17 protein-coding genes are annotated in these 17,174 nt (G+C 65.7%); 13 read left to right on the forward strand and 4 right to left on the reverse strand.

Annotated features, from left to right (window positions below):
- Window positions 1-127 precede the first annotated feature (127 nt).
- Window positions 128-1,066 (forward strand): alpha/beta hydrolase, encoded by a 939-nt coding sequence (locus SriyCCGPB3_RS10700; protein ID WP_350260288.1) that lies wholly within the window; start codon window positions 128-130, stop codon window positions 1,064-1,066.
- 66 nt (window positions 1,067-1,132) lie between these two features.
- On the opposite strand, the gene SriyCCGPB3_RS10705 is transcribed toward SriyCCGPB3_RS10700, so the two are convergent.
- Together SriyCCGPB3_RS10705 and SriyCCGPB3_RS10710 are read right to left on the reverse strand one after the other, a co-directional pair.
- Window positions 1,133-2,002, reverse strand: coding sequence for an oxidoreductase (locus SriyCCGPB3_RS10705; RefSeq protein ID WP_180846617.1), 870 nt, complete (start codon window positions 2,000-2,002; stop codon window positions 1,133-1,135).
- 34 nt (window positions 2,003-2,036) lie between these two features.
- Window positions 2,037-2,810, reverse strand: a complete 774-nt coding sequence (locus SriyCCGPB3_RS10710; protein WP_164160518.1) for an SDR family NAD(P)-dependent oxidoreductase — start codon at window positions 2,808-2,810, stop codon at window positions 2,037-2,039.
- Between the two features lie 83 nt (window positions 2,811-2,893).
- Between SriyCCGPB3_RS10710 and SriyCCGPB3_RS10715 the strand changes: the two genes are divergently transcribed.
- The gene (locus SriyCCGPB3_RS10715; protein ID WP_350260289.1) at window positions 2,894-3,859 is read left to right on the forward strand and encodes an AraC family transcriptional regulator; all 966 of its coding nucleotides are present in this window, start codon (window positions 2,894-2,896) and stop codon (window positions 3,857-3,859) included.
- 6 nt (window positions 3,860-3,865) lie between these two features.
- Here SriyCCGPB3_RS10715 and SriyCCGPB3_RS10720 read toward each other — a convergent pair whose 3' ends face one another.
- Window positions 3,866-4,843 carry a LysR family transcriptional regulator gene (locus SriyCCGPB3_RS10720; protein ID WP_350260290.1) on the reverse strand — a complete coding sequence of 326 codons (978 nt, stop codon included), beginning with the start codon at window positions 4,841-4,843 and terminating at the stop codon, window positions 3,866-3,868.
- 114 nt (window positions 4,844-4,957) lie between these two features.
- Between SriyCCGPB3_RS10720 and SriyCCGPB3_RS10725 the strand changes: the two genes are divergently transcribed.
- The 7 genes from SriyCCGPB3_RS10725 to SriyCCGPB3_RS10755 all read left to right on the forward strand — a co-directional run bounded on the left by SriyCCGPB3_RS10725 (window position 4,958) and on the right by SriyCCGPB3_RS10755 (window position 11,529).
- The gene (locus tag SriyCCGPB3_RS10725; RefSeq protein ID WP_110712297.1) at window positions 4,958-5,872 is read left to right on the forward strand and encodes an alpha/beta hydrolase; all 915 of its coding nucleotides are present in this window, start codon (window positions 4,958-4,960) and stop codon (window positions 5,870-5,872) included.
- Window positions 5,873-5,916: 44 nt separating this feature from the next.
- Window positions 5,917-6,960 (forward strand): NAD(P)-dependent alcohol dehydrogenase, encoded by a 1,044-nt coding sequence (locus tag SriyCCGPB3_RS10730; RefSeq protein ID WP_071227395.1) that lies wholly within the window; start codon window positions 5,917-5,919, stop codon window positions 6,958-6,960.
- Window positions 6,961-6,992: 32 nt separating this feature from the next.
- Complete coding sequence (locus tag SriyCCGPB3_RS10735; protein ID WP_350260291.1) at window positions 6,993-8,096, forward strand: FAD-dependent monooxygenase; 1,104 nt, start codon at window positions 6,993-6,995, stop codon at window positions 8,094-8,096.
- A gap of 25 nt (window positions 8,097-8,121) precedes the next feature.
- Window positions 8,122-8,547 (forward strand): VOC family protein, encoded by a 426-nt coding sequence (locus SriyCCGPB3_RS10740; protein ID WP_180854405.1) that lies wholly within the window; start codon window positions 8,122-8,124, stop codon window positions 8,545-8,547.
- On the forward strand, window positions 8,547-9,521 hold the full coding sequence (locus SriyCCGPB3_RS10745; protein ID WP_350260292.1) for an SDR family NAD(P)-dependent oxidoreductase: 975 nt from the start codon (window positions 8,547-8,549) through the stop codon (window positions 9,519-9,521). The genes SriyCCGPB3_RS10740 and SriyCCGPB3_RS10745 overlap by 1 nt, the downstream gene beginning before the upstream one ends.
- A complete protein-coding gene (locus tag SriyCCGPB3_RS10750) occupies window positions 9,521-10,582 on the forward strand; it encodes an AAA family ATPase (RefSeq protein WP_350260293.1) in 1,062 nt (353 codons plus the stop codon). The genes SriyCCGPB3_RS10745 and SriyCCGPB3_RS10750 overlap by 1 nt, the downstream gene beginning before the upstream one ends.
- 149 nt (window positions 10,583-10,731) lie before the next feature.
- The gene (locus SriyCCGPB3_RS10755; RefSeq protein WP_180854402.1) at window positions 10,732-11,529 is read left to right on the forward strand and encodes an SDR family NAD(P)-dependent oxidoreductase; all 798 of its coding nucleotides are present in this window, start codon (window positions 10,732-10,734) and stop codon (window positions 11,527-11,529) included.
- Between the two features lie 18 nt (window positions 11,530-11,547).
- On the opposite strand, the gene SriyCCGPB3_RS10760 is transcribed toward SriyCCGPB3_RS10755, so the two are convergent.
- Entirely contained in the window at window positions 11,548-12,477 is a 930-nt protein-coding gene (locus SriyCCGPB3_RS10760; protein WP_350260294.1) for an AraC family transcriptional regulator, read from the reverse strand.
- Between SriyCCGPB3_RS10760 and SriyCCGPB3_RS10765 the strand changes: the two genes are divergently transcribed.
- Genes SriyCCGPB3_RS10765 through SriyCCGPB3_RS10780 form a run of 4 tightly spaced genes read left to right on the forward strand, consistent with a single transcriptional unit; the run spans window position 12,399 to window position 17,138 of the window.
- Window positions 12,399-14,591: an FUSC family protein gene (locus SriyCCGPB3_RS10765; RefSeq protein ID WP_350260295.1), complete on the forward strand. Its 2,193-nt coding sequence runs from the start codon at window positions 12,399-12,401 to the stop codon at window positions 14,589-14,591. The genes SriyCCGPB3_RS10760 and SriyCCGPB3_RS10765 overlap by 79 nt on opposite strands.
- Window positions 14,588-14,806: a DUF1656 domain-containing protein gene (locus tag SriyCCGPB3_RS10770; RefSeq protein WP_097049098.1), complete on the forward strand. Its 219-nt coding sequence runs from the start codon at window positions 14,588-14,590 to the stop codon at window positions 14,804-14,806. The genes SriyCCGPB3_RS10765 and SriyCCGPB3_RS10770 overlap by 4 nt, the downstream gene beginning before the upstream one ends.
- The gene (locus tag SriyCCGPB3_RS10775; RefSeq protein WP_110712305.1) at window positions 14,803-15,702 is read left to right on the forward strand and encodes an efflux RND transporter periplasmic adaptor subunit; all 900 of its coding nucleotides are present in this window, start codon (window positions 14,803-14,805) and stop codon (window positions 15,700-15,702) included. The genes SriyCCGPB3_RS10770 and SriyCCGPB3_RS10775 overlap by 4 nt, the downstream gene beginning before the upstream one ends.
- Window positions 15,702-17,138, forward strand: coding sequence for an efflux transporter outer membrane subunit (locus tag SriyCCGPB3_RS10780; RefSeq protein WP_350260296.1), 1,437 nt, complete (start codon window positions 15,702-15,704; stop codon window positions 17,136-17,138). The genes SriyCCGPB3_RS10775 and SriyCCGPB3_RS10780 overlap by 1 nt, the downstream gene beginning before the upstream one ends.
- Window positions 17,139-17,174: the final 36 nt, after the last annotated feature.

The following is a 17,174-nucleotide window of genomic DNA, read 5'->3' on the forward strand; positions in this document are numbered from 1 at the left end:
CTGAAGCCGGCGACCTGGAGCAATTAGGTGGCACTTGGAATAAGTGCAATGCTTTTTTCCGGGATTATCAACCCAATAGCGGCGGCCTACGCTTTGCCTGCCGAATCCAATCCCCTGGAGAACTGAAATGAGCACCCAACAGACCGTCAGTTTCAAGAACCGTAGCTGGGATGTCGCCGCCACCCTGCGCTTTCCGGAAGGCTTCGACCCTGCCAGCAAGTACGCCGCCATCGTCTGCGCGCACCCGATCAGCAGCTGCAAGGAGCAGACGTCGGGCGCCATCTACGGTGAGGCACTGACCGCCGCTGGTTTCATCACTCTCGCTTTTGACGCCTCCACCCAAGGCGCCAGCGGTGGTGAGCCCCGCTTCATGGAAGATCCCGCTACCCGTGTGGAGGACTTCCGCTGTGCCATGGATTACCTGATGACGCTGCCGTACATCGATGAAGACCGTGTTGGCGTGCTGGGCGTCTGCGGCGGCGGTGGCTATGCGGTGAGTGCGGCCACTACCGACCACCGATTCAAGGCAGTCGGCACGGTGGTGGCTGCCAACTATGGCCGGCTGATGCGTGAGGGTGACATGTCGCCGGATGCTGCGTTGAAGACGTTGGAAGCACTGGGCAAGCAGCGCACTGCCGAGGCACGGGGTGCTGAGCCGTTGATCGTGGGCTACATTCCCGGCTCTGAAGCGGAGCGCGAAGCCGCCGGAGTCAACGACATCGACATCGTCGAGGCGGTGCAGTACTACTGCACGCCGCGTGGCCAGCAGCCAGGCTCGCCGAACAAGCTGCGCTTCACCAGCACCGGCGCCGCCCTGAGCTGGGATGCCTTTGCGTTCACCGAGCATCTGCTGACTCAGCCGCTGCACATCGTCATCGGCGGTGTGCCCGGTGGTTTCGGTTCGTATCGTGACGGCCTGGAGCTGTACACAAGGGCGCGTTCGGCGCAGAAGAGCATCCAGATCGTGGCCGGCGCCAGTCACTACGAGCTGTATGACCAGCCAGCAGCCACCACCCAGGCGCTGCAGCAGCTGATTCCGTTCTACCGGATGCATCTTGGCGCTTGATGCAACAAGACCAGCCAGAGCAGCGTACGTCCCGCCGGCCCATTTCAGGCTGGCGGGACGTTTGCTTTACAGCTGGATTTGCACCGTAGCGGCGCCCTCGAACGCGGTATCGATACCGCGCTCACGCCACCTGGCCAGATCGGCCTGGCGGTTGGCCAGGGTGGTCTCCCAGATCGAATAGGCATCCGCACCCAGCATCAGCCGCACCGGCGGATCATTGCTGGCTACAACGTCCAGCATGCGCTGTGCGGCCTTTGCCGGGTCACCCATCTGCTGCCCGGAGGATGATTCCAGGTAGGTTTCGAATGGCTCCACAACCGGCCGATAGGCATCGATGCGGTGTGCTGGCCGCATGTTGGCATCACCGGCGAACTCGGTGCGGAACGCGCCCGGCTCCACCAGCGTCACCCGGATGCCGAGCGGCTTTGCTTCGATCGCCAGTGCTTCGGTCCAGCCTTCGATGGCGAACTTCGCTGCACAGTAGGGGCCGGCCGCGTTCATTGCCACCAGCCCGGCAATGCTGCTGACAGTGAGAATGTGGCCAGCGCCCTGCTTCCGCATCTGCGGCAACACGGCGCGACTCATTTCGGCAGCAGCGAAGAAGTTCAGTTCCATCTGCTCGCGCAGCTGTTCCAGGCTGAATTCCTCGCAGGCGCCCACCACACCGCGGCCAGCCACATTGGCCAGCACATCGATGCGCCCGAAGCGTTCGATGGCGTCGGCCACGGCACGTGCACGGCCATCGGCATCGTTCACGTCAAGCGCCAGCGGCAGGACGTGGTCCTCATGGCCTGCGGCGATCGCGCGAAGTCGGTCCAGCCGCCGCGCGGTAAGGATGGCGCGGTCACCCCGGGCAATGACCGCTTCGGAAAGGGCCTTGCCCAGACCGGATGACGCACCGGTGATGAACCAGACACGTGGTTGTTGTGTATTCATTGGAGAATCCTGCGGAATGTTGTGCAACACGCGATCAGATGATGGTCAATCCACCGTCGACCACCAGTTCGGCACCGATGACGTAGGACGCGTCATCGCTGGCCAGGAACAGCGCGGCCTTGGCGATTTCCTCCGAAGTGCCGACGCGACCGATCGGAATGCCCTTGAGCAGGCTTTCCAGGAGTTGCGGATCCTCGGTGAAATGGGTCGCCATCGGCGTGTCGATCAGCCCCGGGTAGATGCCGTTGACACGGATGCCGCGGCGGGCGAAATCGACGGCGGCGGCCTTGGTCAGGTGACGGCTGCCGCCCTTGGAGGCGCTGTAGCCCGGCGGCACGTCGGGGAAGACGATGATGCCGGCGGCGGACGAGATGTTGATGATCGCGCCACTGTGCTGCAGTTCCATCTGCGGCGTGACCGCCTTGATGCCATGGAACTGGCTGGTCAGGTTGACGTCGATGACGTGGCTGAAGTCCTCGGCCGTGGCGTTGTCCCAGCGGCCGTCGCGCGGCCCCGGCGTGCCGGCGTTGTTGACCAGGATATCGATGCGGCCATGGCGCCCGATCGTGGTGGCGGCCACCTCGGCCCATTGTTCGGGCCGGGTCACATCCAGGAACGCCGATGTTGCACGATGGCCCTGGGCGGTGAGGTCCTGCACCAGTGCGTCAAGGTTCTGTTTGCGGTCGGGGGTGCCGGTAGCAACAACGACGGCGCCTTCGCTGGCGAAGACCCGGGCGATGACCGCACCCATGCCGGTGCCGCTGCCGGCGCCGGTGATGATGGCGACTTTGTCCTGCAGGCGTTTCATGGGCAATTCCTGTGTCTGATCGGGAGCGGGGCGGTGATGTGCCGCCATGGAATGCACGATAGGCCCGGGGTTCTGTACGATCCATGCCGTGGCGTTCGCCTGACTTCTTCGAGCGTACGGAAATGAGCGCGGATCCGCTGTCCGATGTGTTGTCACTGCTGCAGCCAAGCAGCCAGTTCTTTGCCGGATTCGATGCCGCCGGCGACTGGGCATTCGATTTCCCGGCGCACGAAGGCATCAAGTTCACGGCGGTCATGGGGGGCGGCTGCTGGGGCCGCGTCGAAGGTGAGAACGCGCCGTTCCACTTCGAAGCCGGCGACTGCTTCCTGCTCAACAGCCGCTGCCGGTTCGTGCTCGCTTCGGATCCCGAAGTGGCCATCGCCAGCGGCGAGCCCATCATCGAAGCGGCGGCGCGGCAGGGCGTTGTCACTCACAACGGGGGAGGAGAGACCTTCCTCATCAGCGGCCGATTCGCGTTTCCCGGGCGGCATGCCGCCGTGCTGTTCGATGCGCTGCCACCCCTGATCCATGTGCCACGTGCTTCGGGGCAAGCAGGCGTGCTGCGCTGGGCGCTGGATCAATGGGCCAATGAACTGCACGCGCCGCAGCCGGGCGCAGGGTTGATGTCCACCCATCTGGCCCATCTCATGCTGGTACAGGTGCTGCGCCTGCACCTGGCTACCCCGGGCCGGGTGCCGAAGGGCTGGTTCCTGGCCTTGACCGACAGCCACATCAGCCTCGCCCTCGGGGCGATGCACGCGGCTCCGGCCCAGTCCTGGACGCTGGAGTCACTGGCGCGTATCGCCGGGGTTTCGCGCACGGTGTTCGCGCAACGCTTCAAGGCACTGGTCGGGCACACGGCAATGGACTATCTGTCACGCTGGCGGATGCTGCTTGCAGCGGACCGGCTGTCCCATGGAGCCGATGCCGTGTCCAGCATTGCCTTTGCCGTGGGCTACGAATCGGAAAGTGCGTTCAGTACTGCGTTCAAGCGCATCATGGGGCAGGCGCCCGCGCAGTATCGCAGGCAGGCCGCTTCGCCCAGGTGAGCGGCATCAGGTCGTGCGCTGGCGAGGCCTGGCCGGTGCACGCCGGGTGGCGGCACGTGCTGCACTCGTTGCGCTGCGCTTCCTGCTGTCTTCCAGGTTGTCACGCAACGCTTGCAGCAACAGTGTGAACACCGGCGAAGCCAAGCGCCGGTTCGGGTAGTAGAGGTGATACCCCTCATAAGTCTTGCGCCACTCGGTCAGCGCCTCGACCAGCTCTCCTGACGCCAGCCAGTTCTGCACGTAATGCAGTGGAAGATAGGTAAGGCCGACGCCCTGCAAAGCTGCATCGCGCATGGCCGAAATACTGTTGACCACCACCTGGCCTTCGGACTTCACCCGGTGGTCGCGGCCGGCGCGAGTGAATGTCCAGGCATAGATCTCGCCATGGGTGGGCAGGCGCAGGTTCACACACTGGTGCTCCACCAGCTGCTGCGGCTGTTGGGGTGCCGGGTGGCGGGCGAAGTAGGCCGGTGATGCCACCACCACCATCGGTATCGGCAGGCTGATCGGCACTGCGATCATGTCCTTGGCAACCAGGCCGCCGCGACGCACGCCGGCATCGAAGCGCCCGCTGACGATGTCGGTCAACCCGTAGTCGGTGGTGATTTCCACACGGATGTCGGGGTAGTCCGGTACCAGCCGGGCGATGGCGGGCATCAATACAGCGTGCACGGCGTATTCGTCTGCGGTCAGGCGCAGGGTGCCGGCGGGCTTGTCGCGCAGTTCACCGATGCGGGCCAACCCGGCTTCCAGTTCGTTCATGGCCGGGCCGATGAGTCCGAGCAGGCGCTCGCCGGCCTCGGTCAGGGCCACGCTGCGGGTGGTGCGAGCGAACAGGCGCAGCCCCAGGCGGGTTTCCAGCCCGCGGATGATCTGGCTGAGCGAAGACTGGGTGATGCCCAGCCGGATCGCGGCGCGGGTGAAGCTTGCCTCTTCGGCAACCATCAGAAAGGCCGAGAGATCCTTGAGGTGACTGCCTGCCATTGGGTGGTCCTGCTTATAAGTCCATTACGATTTTTGCGGATTATCACCGCGCCATGCCAGCCCTATCGTAGCTGTCATTCCACACAACGTGGACAGCAACCTGTGAGGACGGCAATGAAAGCAGTGCAATTCCCCAATGGCAACATCACCATGGCCGGCCAGCTGCATGTGCCGGAGCACGCCGCACTGTCGGCCCGTCATCCGGCCATCGTGGTCGTTCACCCGGCCGGTGGCGTGAAGGAGCAGACCGCAACGGTGCATGCGGCCAGCCTGGTCAAGCAGGGCTTCGTGGTGTTGACCTTCGATGCCTCCTGCCAGGGCAACAGCACCGGCGCGCCGCGCGGCAATGAGAACCCGTATGCGCGCGTGGCCGATATCAGCGCGGCGATTGACCTGCTGCTCACGCTGCCGATCGTCGACGCCGATCGGATGGGTGTGCTCGGCATCTGTGCCGGTGGCGGCTATGCGGCACACGCCACGATGAACGATCGCCGCATCCGCGCGGTGGGCACCATCAGTGCCGTCAATTACGGCCAGATGTTCCGCCAGGGTTGGGACGGCGGCGCCGATCCCCGGAATTCAGTCGCGCTGCTTGATGCCGCAGCGCAGGCTCGCAGCCGTCAGGCCGAGGGCGGACCGCTCCAGTACCAGGATGCGCTTCCAGCCAACCGCGAAGCGGCCACACACCCGGACTTTGCCGAGGCCTTCGACTACTACCGCACACCGCGTGGCCAGCATCCGAACGCCACTGGGCTGTTCCCGCTGCAGAACCTGGCCGAACTGGTGGGCTACGACGCCTTCAACAACGCGGAACTGTTCCTCACCCAACCGTTGCTGGCGATCGCCGGCAGCGAGGCCGGCACCCGCTGGATGAGCGAGGAGCTGCACCGGCGCGCGGCCAGCACCGACAAGCACCTGCTGATCCTGGCCGGTGGTACCCACGTGGCGCTGTACGACCAGCCCGAATTCGTGACGCGTGCGGGCGCGGCACTGGGCGAGTTCTACCACCAGGCGCTGGTGGCGCGCTGAGCACGCCAGTACGGCGTTTCGTTGAATTACTCAAGGATCTGCAGATGAAAACCCAGGCCTACGCGGCGCTGTCGGCAACCACGCCAATGGTGCCGCACACCATCGAACGTCGTGAACTGCGTGACGACGATGTCGCTATCGAAATCCTCTACAGCGGCGTCTGCCATTCGGATCTGCACATGGTCCGCAACGACTGGGGCAGGGCGATCTATCCGGTCGTGCCCGGCCACGAGATCATCGGTCGTGTGGTGGCCACCGGCGCGTCTGCGCATCGCTTCAAGGCCGGTGATGCAGTGGCTGTCGGTACCTTCGTCGACAGCTGCGAGCACTGCGATCAGTGCCACAAGGGCGAAGAGCACATGTGCCGCGAGGTGCTGACCGAGACCTACAACGGCCTGGACCGCGTGACGGGCCAGCCGACCCTGGGTGGCTATGCGCGGCACATTGTGGTGAAGGAGGCTTTCGTGCTGCGCGTGCCCGAAGGATTGGACCTGTCTCGAGCCGCACCGCTGCTGTGTGCCGGCATCACCACTTATTCGCCGCTGCGCACCTGGAACGTTGGCCCCGGCAGCCGGGTGGCCGTGGTTGGCCTGGGCGGGCTGGGCCACATGGCGGTCAAGCTGGCGATCGGACTGGGCGCACACGTCACCGTCATCAGCCGCTCGCGCGCCAAGCAGGCCGACGCGCTTGCTCTGGGTGCAGAGGCACTCCTGCCGACCGACGATGCGCAGGCATTGGCGGCTGCCGCTTCCAGCTTCGACCTGATCGTCGATACCGTACCGACCAAGCACGACATCAACCCGTACATTCCGCTGCTGGATATCGACGGCACGCTGGTGGTCGTCGGGCAACTGGGCGATCTGCAGGAGCCGTTCACCGTGCCCATGATCATGGGCCGCCGCCGCGTAGCAGGCTCGATGATCGGCGGAATCCGCGAGACCCAGGAAATGCTGGACTTCTGTGCGCGACAACAGATCCTGCCGGACTGCGAGCTGATCCGCATGGACCAGATCAACGAGGCCTTTGATCGGCTTGAGCGGGCCGACGTGCGTTATCGCTTCGTCATCGACATGTCCACGTTGGCCTGAAGGCCTGCGGTAGAGCGGACGAGGAGTACAGCATGCGCACGGCATTGATCATTGGTGGTTCGCTGGCGGGATTGTCAGCGGCCCTGGCACTGGCCAACGTCGGCGTGGCCTCCACCGTGCTCGAGCGAGCACCGGCGCGTGGGCGCGCTGGTGTGGCCATCCGCGCCGGCGGCACTGCCTTGCGGATGGCATTCACTGTACCGGCGAGCCAGCAGGTGGTGGATGCATTGGGCGGTGATGCCATCGAACAGGCCGTGCTGCCGCATGCGTGGTGGGACGTCTACAGTGCGCTCCGCCAGGCGGCCTGCGTCGAGCCCGGCATCACGCTGGTGGATGGCGAGGCGGTGGTCACCGTTGGTGAGCGGGTTGACGCGGCATGGGCCCGTAGCGCAGAAGGGCGGGAGTGGACGGCCGACCTGCTGATCGGGGCCGATGGCCATCGGAGCGTGGTTCGACGGTGCGTCGCCCCGGAGCAGCCCGAGGCCTCCTACGCAGGCTATCTGGCGTGGCTGGGGCAACTCGACGTGCCACCCCGGAACGCGCGTGCGCTGAGCGGTGTCGAGTTCCATTCGGCCGGCCACGATGTGCTGGCCATCTACCCGTTGCTGGAGGCTGCACACGCCACCCCGCGATGCGTGGGTTGGGCGTGGTTCGAAGCGCGCAGCACCCGGCTGTTGCAGGCCCTCGGTGCGGTCTGCGAGGACCGGGTGCGGTTCACGCCGAGGGCGGACGCAGTGCCCGCAGACGCCCGTATTGCGTTGGCCAATCGTGCGCGGGTGCAGTGGCCTGCACCGTGGGGCAAGGCACTTTCGCGGGCGATCCGCCAGGCGGGCGCGCTGCCGATGCCCATCTCCGAGTACGTCCCCACGCAGGTCGCGCGCGGGCGCCTGGCCCTGGTGGGGGACGCTGCGCATGCGCAATCGCCGATGACCGGCGCGGGATTCGCTGAGTCCATGCTCGATGCCCTGCACGTGTCACGGGCGTTACGCCTGGAACCCGACGTGGTGGACGCCCTGGTGCTCTACCAGCAACGGCGCCTGCCCCACATGCGCGAGCAGGTGCTGCAGGGCCAGGTCTTCGGGCGCTCCTTCCGCGACGCCACTTCGCCGGGTGCGGCGCGCCAGCGCTGGGCCTGACTTCATTCCGATCCGAGACAGAAACATGTTCAGTCACGTAACCCTTGGCAGCAACGATCTTGTGCGGTCCCGTCGCTTCTACGACGCCGTAATGGGAGTACTCGGCGCCCGCCCGGCACTCAGCCTCAACTTCAATTCCGAGCGCATCCTCTACCAGCACGCAGGTAGCCTGCTGGTGCTGGCCACGCCGCTGAACGGCGAAGCTGCCTCGGCGGCCAATGGCGGCACCATCGGCCTGCTCATGGCCAACCCGGCACAGGTGGATGCCTTCCATGCCGCGGCGCTGGCCAACGGTGGAACCTCGTGCGAGGAACCGCCCGGTGTGCGCGAGACTCCGGCGGGCTCGCTGTATCTGGCCTACCTGCGTGACCCGGACGGCAACAAGCTGTGCGCGTTCCATACGCTGGCCGATTCCGCTCCCACGCTTGACACTGCGGGGGCGTCGTCGTGATGAGCCCTCAGCGCCCCCTGAACTCCGGCTTCGACCGGACGAGTACCGCAGCCGATGTGGCGCGGGGCATCGACCTGCGCGGCAAGCGGGTCATCATCACCGGCGGCCACGGTGGCCTCGGCCTGGAAACCACCCGGGCCCTGGCCAGCGCCGGCGCAGACGTGCTGGTACTTGCGCGCAACCCGACGGCGGCCCGGGCCACGCTGGCCGATGTGCCCGGGGTGGAGGTGGACATGCTTGATCTGGCGGACCAGGCCAGCGTGCGTGCCTGTGCCGAGCGCTTCGTCGCCAGCGGACGCAGGGCGGATATCGTGATCTGCAATGCCGCGGTCATGGCCAACGATGAATCGCGCGTGGGCAACGGTTGGGAATCGCAGTTCGGCACCAACCACCTGGGTCATTTTGCATTGGTCAATCTGCTGTGGCCGGCCATTGCGCGAGGTGCCCGCATCGTTTCGCTGTCCTCGATGGGACATCACTATTCGCCCATGCGCTGGACGGACCTGCAGTTCGAAACGGGGTACGACAAGTGGCTGGCCTATGGGCAGTCCAAGACCGCCATCGCGCTGTTCGCGCTGCACCTGGATGTGCTCGGTTGCACCGCTGGCGTGCGTTCCTACTCGGTCCATCCGGGCAAGATCCACACGGCGCTGCAGCGCCACATGGCACTGGAAGAAATGCAGGCATTGGGTTGGCTTGATGCAGAGGGCCGGTTGATCGACCCCAGTTTCAAGACGTCCGCTCAAGGTGCGGCGACCACGGTGTGGGCGGCCACATCGTCGCTGCTGGATGGCATCGGTGGGGTATACTGCGAGGACTGCGACGTCGCATGGGAGGAAGACCTTCCCGTCCCGAGCGAAGGGGGTGTTCGCCCGTATGCGGTGGACGCCGCGCAGGCAGAACGCCTGTGGCGGCTGTCGGCCGAGCTGACCGGTATCAATGCTTTTGCTGGCGTGACGTCAGGCGCGGAGTGATGTCGCAGGCACGCGCTCCCTTGGCCGAACGGCTGCGCCCGGTATCGCTTGCCGGCGTTGTCGGGCAGTCCCATCTGCTGGCGGATGGACAGCCGCTGCAGCGGGCACTGGAAGCAGGCCTGCCACGTTCGATCATCCTGTGGGGGCCGCCGGGGTGTGGCAAGACCAGTATCGCGCAACTGCTACTGGGGGCATCGGGGCATCGCCACACATCGCTGCCTGCAGCGGTGATGGCGCCCTCCGAACTGGGCCGGGCGCTGGCCGTGGCCAGCCACCAGGCAGGCCGCGGCCACCTGCTGTTCGTCGACGAGGTTCATCGTCTGGACCGTGCCACGCAGGATGTGCTGGTACGTCATCTGCAGGGCAACGACGCCCGCTTGCTTGCTGCCACCACCGAGAATCCGTCGTTCCAGTTGCGACCGTCACTGCTTCAGCGATGCGACGTTCATGTACTGCAGCCGCTGCAGCCGATCCACATCATCGGACAACTGCGGCGTGCTCTGGTGGATGGGATGCAGGGGCTGGCCCACTGCGATCTGAAGATCGACGACGACGTTCTGGGCGCCATCGCCGTTCGCGCTGATGGAGATCTGCGCAGGGCGCTGAATGCTCTGGAGATCCTGGCGGATCTGGCGCCCGCGGATGGTCGGATCCCACATTCGTTGCTCGATGACGCGCTGCCCCGCCAGGTGCGCCGCTTCGACAAGCAGGGTGAATTGTTCTACGACCAGATATCCGCGGCGTTCAAGTCGGTGCGCAGCACGAATCCCGACGCGGCCCTGTACTGGATCTGCCGGATGCTGGATGGAGGCTGTGATCCACGGTACCTGGCACGCAACCTGAGCAAGATGGCCATCGAGGACATCGGCCTGTCCGACCCGAGAGCGCAGACCAGGGCCTTGGAGGCCTGGAAGGTACTGGAGCGATTCGGCGACGAACTGGGCGCGGTCGCACTGGCCAACACGGCCCTGTACCTGGGGGCCACCCACAAATCCAACGCCACGGTGATGGCATGGCTGAACGCGCGCTCGCGCAGCGGGTCACCTGCGGACGCTGGCTGAGTGATCGCGGTCAGACACGCATGGCCTGAGCGTTGCTCGCGGCGCTTAATGATCTGAACACGACGCTTGCGGCCATGGCATGGAATCCAACGCCAGCCGCAGCTGTTTCAACCCGCGCACGATGTGCGCCTCAACAAGGTGAATGTGAGATGCAACTTGGTATCCAGAACAAGGTCGCCGTGGTTACCGGTGCGACCCAGGGCATCGGTTATGCCATCGCCAGCACGTTGCTGGCGGAGGGCGCTACGGTGGTGGTGAATGGCCGCAGGAGCGACCAGGTGGACCAGGCTGTTGCGCGGCTGAAGGCCGAGCACGGCGACGCAGCACCGGTGCAGGGCGTGGTTGCGGACCTGGCCAGCGCGGCGGGTTGCAACGTGCTGCTGGCACAGGTGCCAGCGTGCGACATCCTGGTCAACAATGCCGCTGTCTTCGAAACCGCAGACTTCTTCGAGATTGCCGATGACACGTGGGACACCTACTGGGCGGTGAACATCATGGCTGGCATGCGCCTTGCGCGTTCGTACCTGCCGGCCATGGCAGGCAAGGCCTGGGGCAGGGTGGTCTTCATCGGCTCGGAGTGCGGCATCAGCACGCCTCCCGACATGTTGCACTACGCAACCACCAAGACCGCACTGCTGGGTCTCTCGCGTGGCATGGCCAAGCGCATGGCCGGTACTGGCGTGACCGTCAACGCGGTGTTGCCGGGGCCGACCCTGAGCGAAGGTGTGGAGGCGATGTTGCAGGATGAGATCCGCCGGACCGGCAAGAGCATCGAGGAGCAGGGTGCGGCGCTGGTGAAGGCCATGCGGCCTTCGTCGATCACCGAGCGCTTCCAGACTGCGCAGGAAGTGGCCAGCCTGGTGGCCTACACCTGCTCAAGCCTCGCATCCGGCACTACCGGCGCCGCGCTGCGTGCGGATGGTGGCGTGGCTGACACGCCATTCTGATGCGCCTGGCTGCCGTCGTCAGTCCGCATCGATACTGGTGCGGACCTGGCGGCGATAGCGGCCCGGTGCGACGTCCATCACCCGGGTAAAGGCTGCGATGAAGGAGAATTCGGAGCTGTAGCCCACGTCTGCCGCGATGCGTGCCAGCGTCTGCTGGGTGCTGCGCAGGCGGGAGGCGGCCAACAGCATGCGCCAGTTGGTCAGGTACTCGATGGGCGAAACGCCCATCAGCTGCTTGAAGCGGCCGGCGTAGACCGTGCGTGACATGGCCGCGATGCTGGCAAGATCATCCAGCCGCCAGGTACGGGCCGGCTGGCCGTGCATCGCGCGGATGCTGTCGGCGATACGCGGGTCGGTCATGGCCTGCATCCAGCCGGGCGGCAGGGCAGGGTGCTCGGAGGACAGGAACAGGCGGAGCATCTCCACCAGCATCAGATGGGCAAGGTGCTCGACCACCAGCGCAGCCCCCGGGCGTGGCTGTACCAGTTCTTCGGCAAGGCGGGCCAGCGCACGGCGCAGCAGGATGGCCTCGCTGTCGCCATGTGACACCTGCACGATACCGGGCAAGGGGTCGAGGACGCGCACCGCATCGGTATCGGCGAAGCGGAAGCTGCCGCTGACGATCAGATGGTCGCCGCCGCCGTGCAGCGTCCTGCGGCCAGTGGCTTCGAGGTCGAGTACCGAGGCTGCATCAACAGGGGCGAGTTGAGGGTCGCTGCACAGGACATACGAGCCGGCTTTGCTGAGCAGGAAGCAGTCACCTTGCTGCAGGTGCTGCAGCTGTTGGCCGCCCTCGGCGGAGATCCAGCATTCCCCGCGCTCGATGGCACAGAACTTGATGCCCTGCCGGTTGGGAAAACGCAGTGACCATGGGCCCGCCACATCCAGCGCTGCGGTGCGCGTATGGGTGGGGCGGAGCAGGGTTAGTACTTCAGACAGAGGATCCATGCACCAGAACGGCAACAGAAGGGCCGCACATAGCGTACCGCGCCAACCCCGTCTCCGGCGCGAAGCGGGCGGACGATTGCACATCAACCACGAACGGTGGCGAATGGTACCGCCCATGCTCCGTTCCTAGAATTTCCGGCTGGACGTGCCGGTCGCCGGCCTGCGTCCCGATCCATCTTTCCTCCTCGGCGGCATGGCGCTTGCCGCCCTGCGCCTTCCGGGCCCTTCCTCGTGAACCCACTTCCAGAATCGCGGTGGCCGGCATGAATGCGGCGGCCACCCTGTTGTTCGCATTGAAGCTCTATGTGGCCTGCATGCTGGCGTTCGTCGCCTCCGTGCACCTCGGGCTGGAGCAGAATTACTGGGCCAGCGTGACCTGCGTCGCGTTGGCCAATCCAATCTCGGCCAATGTCCGCTCCAAAGCGCTGTACCGTCTACTGGGCACCCTCGGTGCCGGCGTGACTGCGCTGGCCATCGGCGGCCTGTTCGGCATTCTTTCCTTCCCAGTGGTGCTGGCCAGTGGTGTGGTTGCCACGCTGGGCTTCACCGTGGCGGCGGCCAACCGCACCCCACGGGCATATGCGCTGCAGTTGTTTGCCGTCACGTTGTGCCTGATCGCCGTGGGCAACGTGGAACACCCGGGGCGCCTGTTCGACATCGCGCTGCTGCGCGTCACCGAGATCTGCATCGGCATCGCCGCGATCACCCTGGTGGACGGCCTGGCGCCAACCGCATTGGGCCCTTCGGTGAGAACCCGACTGCGCCGCTGGCTACCAGAGGTCAGGCAGTGGCTGGACGACGCGGTCGCTGGCAACGTGGCTACGGACGTGGCTGCGCAGCATCGGCTCAAGGCCGTGGCCGACCTTTCGGCGCTCTCGTTGGTGGCCGAGCAGCTGCGTTTCGACAGCACGGTAAGCAATCGCCAGCACCGGCTGCTGTTTGCGCTGCAGCGGCGGCTGGCGCGTCTTGTGCCCTTGATCGGAGCGTTGGAAGCGACGACCGCGGGCAGCTCGCGCCTGCATGACCCGGCCTGGCGCGCGCGCATCGTGGCAACACGCCAGCGCGACCTGGCCCGTGCACAGCAGGCATGGACCGATATCCAGGTGCTGGATGATGCCCTGGAGAAGGGTGACCCGCTGCCGCCGCATCTGGAGCGCAGCCTGGCCACGAGCCAGCCACTGCCGCTCGCGCCGGATCATCATCACGCACTCCGCATCGGCGGTGGCTGCGCCCTCGCGTATGCGCTGATCTGCCTGCTGTGGTGGGCGACCGGCTGGGCACAGGGGCCGAACATGCTGATCATGGGCACCGTGACGCTGGCCTTCTTCGGCATCTTCGATGGTGCCAATCTGGCTGCGATGAAGTTCGGTCGCTTCGCCGCGTTGTCGGTCGCGTTGTCGGTGGTACTGGGATACCTGCTTCTGCCCATGGCCCAGAGCTTCACTGGATTCGCACTTGCGTGTGCACTGGTGATCCTGCCATTGGCGGTGTGGAGCATCGAGGAGCCGCTGGCGATCCTGCTGCTGGCGCTGACACTCAGTAATGCAGGTCTGGCCAGTCACTACCAGCCCCAGGACTTCGGCACCTTCCTGGACATGGCCGCGGGAACCCTGATCGGCATCTTCATCGGCTTCTTCTGCCTGCTGCTGGTCAAGCGCATGGGCGCCGAAGCGGCCTCGAAGCGATTGCAGGAGGACGGGCGGCAGGACCTGGCGACGCTGAGCCGGACCGCGGATCGCGACGTGGAGGACGCCTTCCTTGAGCGCGATCTCGATCGCATCGGGCAGCTTGGCGCCCGTGCCACAGGCGCGAATGCGGTGGCGGCAGCGCACCTGTTTCGGCAGCTTCGCCTCGGCCACAGCCTGGTGCACCTGCAACGTGCCACCCACTATGTGACAGGGATCGAACGCGACTTGCTGGATGCGCTGATGCGTCGACTCCACCGTGAACTGGCGGGCGCAGCGTCGCCCGGAATGCTGGGCGATCACCTCGACCGGGTGCTGCGACGCGACATCCTGCTGGGCAGCCCGGAAGGCGACGCACTGACCGATGCACTGGTTCACCTGCGCCTGGCCCTGGAGCCGGTGCCGGCGCAGAACGGAGAGGCAGCATGATCGGAGAGCTCGACCTGGCTGGACTGTTTGTCTCGCCGTTGCTGCCGTGCCTGCTGATCGGATTCGTGCTGCGCATTGCATTGTCGCGCGTGCTGGATCGGATTGGCGCCTATCGGCTGCTCGGCAATCGCCCTCTGTTCGACCTGTCGCTGCTGGTGATGCTCGTCGGCGCGCTCATGGTTCTCTTTCCGCTTGTCTGGCGCACATCGTCATGAAGAATCTGCAACCCCTGCTGCTTGCCGTTGCCCGGCAAGCCCTTACCCTCATGTTCAGTGCCATTGCTGCGTTCGTGGCCTGGCACATCTACAGCTACTACATCAGTGCGCCACAGACCCGTGACGGCAAGATCCGCGCCGACGTGGTGGCATTGGCCACCGAGGTCTCCGGCCGCGTCTCTGAAGTACATGTGAGAGACAACCAGCAGGTGCAGCGTGGGCAGGTCCTGTTCGTGCTGGACCGTGACCGCCTGGCCAATGCCCTGGAACGGGCGGACGCCGCGGTGGCACTGGCTGCGGAGCGATCCCGCTCTGCGCGCCGTGAGGCTTCGCGCTACGGTGGATTGGTCGGCGTAGCATCCGACCAGGACATCGCTGCCCGCCGCACGCAGGCTGAAGAGGCAGCGGCCAGTCATCGCCAGGCCATCGCTGAGCGGGACCTGGCGCGCTTGAATCTTGAAAGCGCTACCGTGCGTTCGCCGGTGAACGGCACCATCAGCAATTTCTCGTTGCGCCCCGGCACCTACGCCAGCGCAGGCCAGCCGTTGGTGAGCATCGTCGACAGCGAGAGCTATCACGTCGCAGGCTACTTCGAGGAGACCAAATTGCCACGCATCCATCCAGGTGCACCGGTCCAGGTTCATGTGATGGGTGAGGCCGCCACGCTGCGTGGCCACGTGGCCGGCCTGGCACCGGGCATCGATGACCGTGAGCGTGTGACTGCAAATGGCACCCTGCTGGCGAACGTCAATCCGACGTTCACCTGGATCCGGCTGGCCCAGCGCATTCCAGTGCGGGTCGAACTGGATGAAATCCCTGAAGGGATGGCGATGATCGCGGGGCGCACCGCCACGGTGACCCTGATCGAAGACGATTCGCAGGGGAGGACCCCATGATGCGCGCCGTTCCCTATGGGCATGTTGTCCGGCGGGTACTGCCGATGTGCATCGTGCTGGCCATCAGCGCGTGCCGTACCGTAGGGCCGGACTACCGGCCTCCGGTACCGCCGGCTGCAGGCCTTGGGTTTGCATCGATCGAACCCGTACAGGGAGCGCCGGCGGCCGTCAGCAATGCTCCGTTACCAGAACGATGGTGGCGGCTGTACGACGACCCCGCGCTCGATGCCCTTGTGCAGCGCGCCCTTGCCGCCAACACCGATCTGCGGATCGCACAGGCGCGGCTGGAGCAGGCCCGTGCTCAGGCGCGGGAGGTCCGCGCCGCAGCGGGTGTGGGTACTGCTGTCAGTGCCGGGGCAGGTGCCAGCCAGGCTTCCAGCCTTGGTCTTGGATCCAGTGCAGGCGTGCATGCCAGTTTCGATGCTGGCATCAGCATCGACTACGATCTTGATCTGGCCGGGCGGGTAAAGCGGCTCCTCGAGGCGCAGGACGCGCAGACCGGGGCCGTCGCTGCGGCGCGGGACCTGGCCACCATCGGTATTGTCAGCGACGTGGTGCGCGCGTACACCGACAGTTGCGCCGCCGGCGTGAGCCAGCAGGTGGTGGCAGGTTCCATTCAGCTGCAGGCCTCGGAGCTGGCATTGATCGAGCGTGCGTGGAAGGCCGGGCAGCAGCCAGCCATCAATGTAACCCGCGCCAGGGGCTTGCTTGGGCAGCTGCAGGCGCAGATACCGCCACTACAGGCCGGCCAGCAATCCGCACTGTCACGACTGGCGTTGCTGCTGGGACAGGCACCCTCGCAACTGGATGCGCAGTACCAGCACTGCACCTCGATTCCGACCATGGCCGGTGTGGTGCCAGCGGGCGAGGGCGCTGACCTGATCCGACGGCGCCCGGACGTACGTGCGGCCGAGCGTCGACTGGCAGCGGCCACGGCACGAATCGGTGTGGAGATGGCGGGCCTGTATCCCAGTGTGCATCTTGGCTTGAGTGCGGGTGCCACATCGCGTCGACTGGACCATCTGTTCGACGATTCCGCACTGCGCTATTCGGTAGGCCCGCTGGTGTCATGGAGCTTTCCGAACCGCTCCGTGGCACGGGCAAGGATAGACGCTGCCGACGCGGCGTCACGGGCTGAACTCGCCGCCTTCGACGGTACGGTTCTCAAGGCGTTGTCGGAAACAGAGATTGCCGCGGCAGCCTATGCCAAGGCATTGGAAGAGAACGCCGTACTGGTGGATGTGCGCGGGGCGGCCCGACTGGCGCATGCGCAACAGCAGCAGATGCTGAAGGCGGGAACAGTATCGGCATTGGAAGCGCTGGATGTGGCGCGTAGCCTTGCGGCCGCCGAGCAGGCCGTCGCCACCTCCGATGCGACGGTCGCTCGAAGCCGCATCGCCCTGTTCCTGGCGCTGGGAGGAGGGTGGGAGTCGTAAGGAAGGGCCGCAATGCAATCGGGGCCATGGCTGGCT

The organism is Stenotrophomonas riyadhensis (assembly GCF_040256885.1).
GTDB lineage: Bacteria > Pseudomonadota > Gammaproteobacteria > Xanthomonadales > Xanthomonadaceae > Stenotrophomonas > Stenotrophomonas riyadhensis.

Excerpts from the sequence above, each read along its gene's own strand:
- SriyCCGPB3_RS10780 (WP_350260296.1), top strand. The coding sequence starts at position 15,702 with ATGCGCGCCGTTCCCTATGGGCATGTTGTCCGGCGGGTACTGCCGATG.
- SriyCCGPB3_RS10700 (WP_350260288.1), top strand. The coding sequence starts at position 128 with ATGAGCACCCAACAGACCGTCAGTTTCAAGAACCGTAGCTGGGATGTC.
- SriyCCGPB3_RS10720 (WP_350260290.1), bottom strand. The coding sequence starts at position 4,843 with ATGGCAGGCAGTCACCTCAAGGATCTCTCGGCCTTTCTGATGGTTGCC.
- SriyCCGPB3_RS10765 (WP_350260295.1), top strand. The coding sequence starts at position 12,399 with ATGGGCCCGCCACATCCAGCGCTGCGGTGCGCGTATGGGTGGGGCGGA.
- SriyCCGPB3_RS10735 (WP_350260291.1), top strand. The coding sequence starts at position 6,993 with ATGCGCACGGCATTGATCATTGGTGGTTCGCTGGCGGGATTGTCAGCG.
- SriyCCGPB3_RS10730 (WP_071227395.1), top strand. The coding sequence starts at position 5,917 with ATGAAAACCCAGGCCTACGCGGCGCTGTCGGCAACCACGCCAATGGTG.
- SriyCCGPB3_RS10740 (WP_180854405.1), top strand. The coding sequence starts at position 8,122 with ATGTTCAGTCACGTAACCCTTGGCAGCAACGATCTTGTGCGGTCCCGT.
- SriyCCGPB3_RS10770 (WP_097049098.1), top strand. The coding sequence starts at position 14,588 with ATGATCGGAGAGCTCGACCTGGCTGGACTGTTTGTCTCGCCGTTGCTG.
- SriyCCGPB3_RS10725 (WP_110712297.1), top strand. The coding sequence starts at position 4,958 with ATGAAAGCAGTGCAATTCCCCAATGGCAACATCACCATGGCCGGCCAG.
- SriyCCGPB3_RS10715 (WP_350260289.1), top strand. The coding sequence starts at position 2,894 with ATGCCGTGGCGTTCGCCTGACTTCTTCGAGCGTACGGAAATGAGCGCG.
- SriyCCGPB3_RS10775 (WP_110712305.1), top strand. The coding sequence starts at position 14,803 with ATGAAGAATCTGCAACCCCTGCTGCTTGCCGTTGCCCGGCAAGCCCTT.
- SriyCCGPB3_RS10710 (WP_164160518.1), bottom strand. The coding sequence starts at position 2,810 with ATGAAACGCCTGCAGGACAAAGTCGCCATCATCACCGGCGCCGGCAGC.
- SriyCCGPB3_RS10745 (WP_350260292.1), top strand. The coding sequence starts at position 8,547 with ATGAGCCCTCAGCGCCCCCTGAACTCCGGCTTCGACCGGACGAGTACC.
- SriyCCGPB3_RS10750 (WP_350260293.1), top strand. The coding sequence starts at position 9,521 with ATGTCGCAGGCACGCGCTCCCTTGGCCGAACGGCTGCGCCCGGTATCG.
- SriyCCGPB3_RS10755 (WP_180854402.1), top strand. The coding sequence starts at position 10,732 with ATGCAACTTGGTATCCAGAACAAGGTCGCCGTGGTTACCGGTGCGACC.
- SriyCCGPB3_RS10760 (WP_350260294.1), bottom strand. The coding sequence starts at position 12,477 with ATGGATCCTCTGTCTGAAGTACTAACCCTGCTCCGCCCCACCCATACG.
- SriyCCGPB3_RS10705 (WP_180846617.1), bottom strand. The coding sequence starts at position 2,002 with ATGAATACACAACAACCACGTGTCTGGTTCATCACCGGTGCGTCATCC.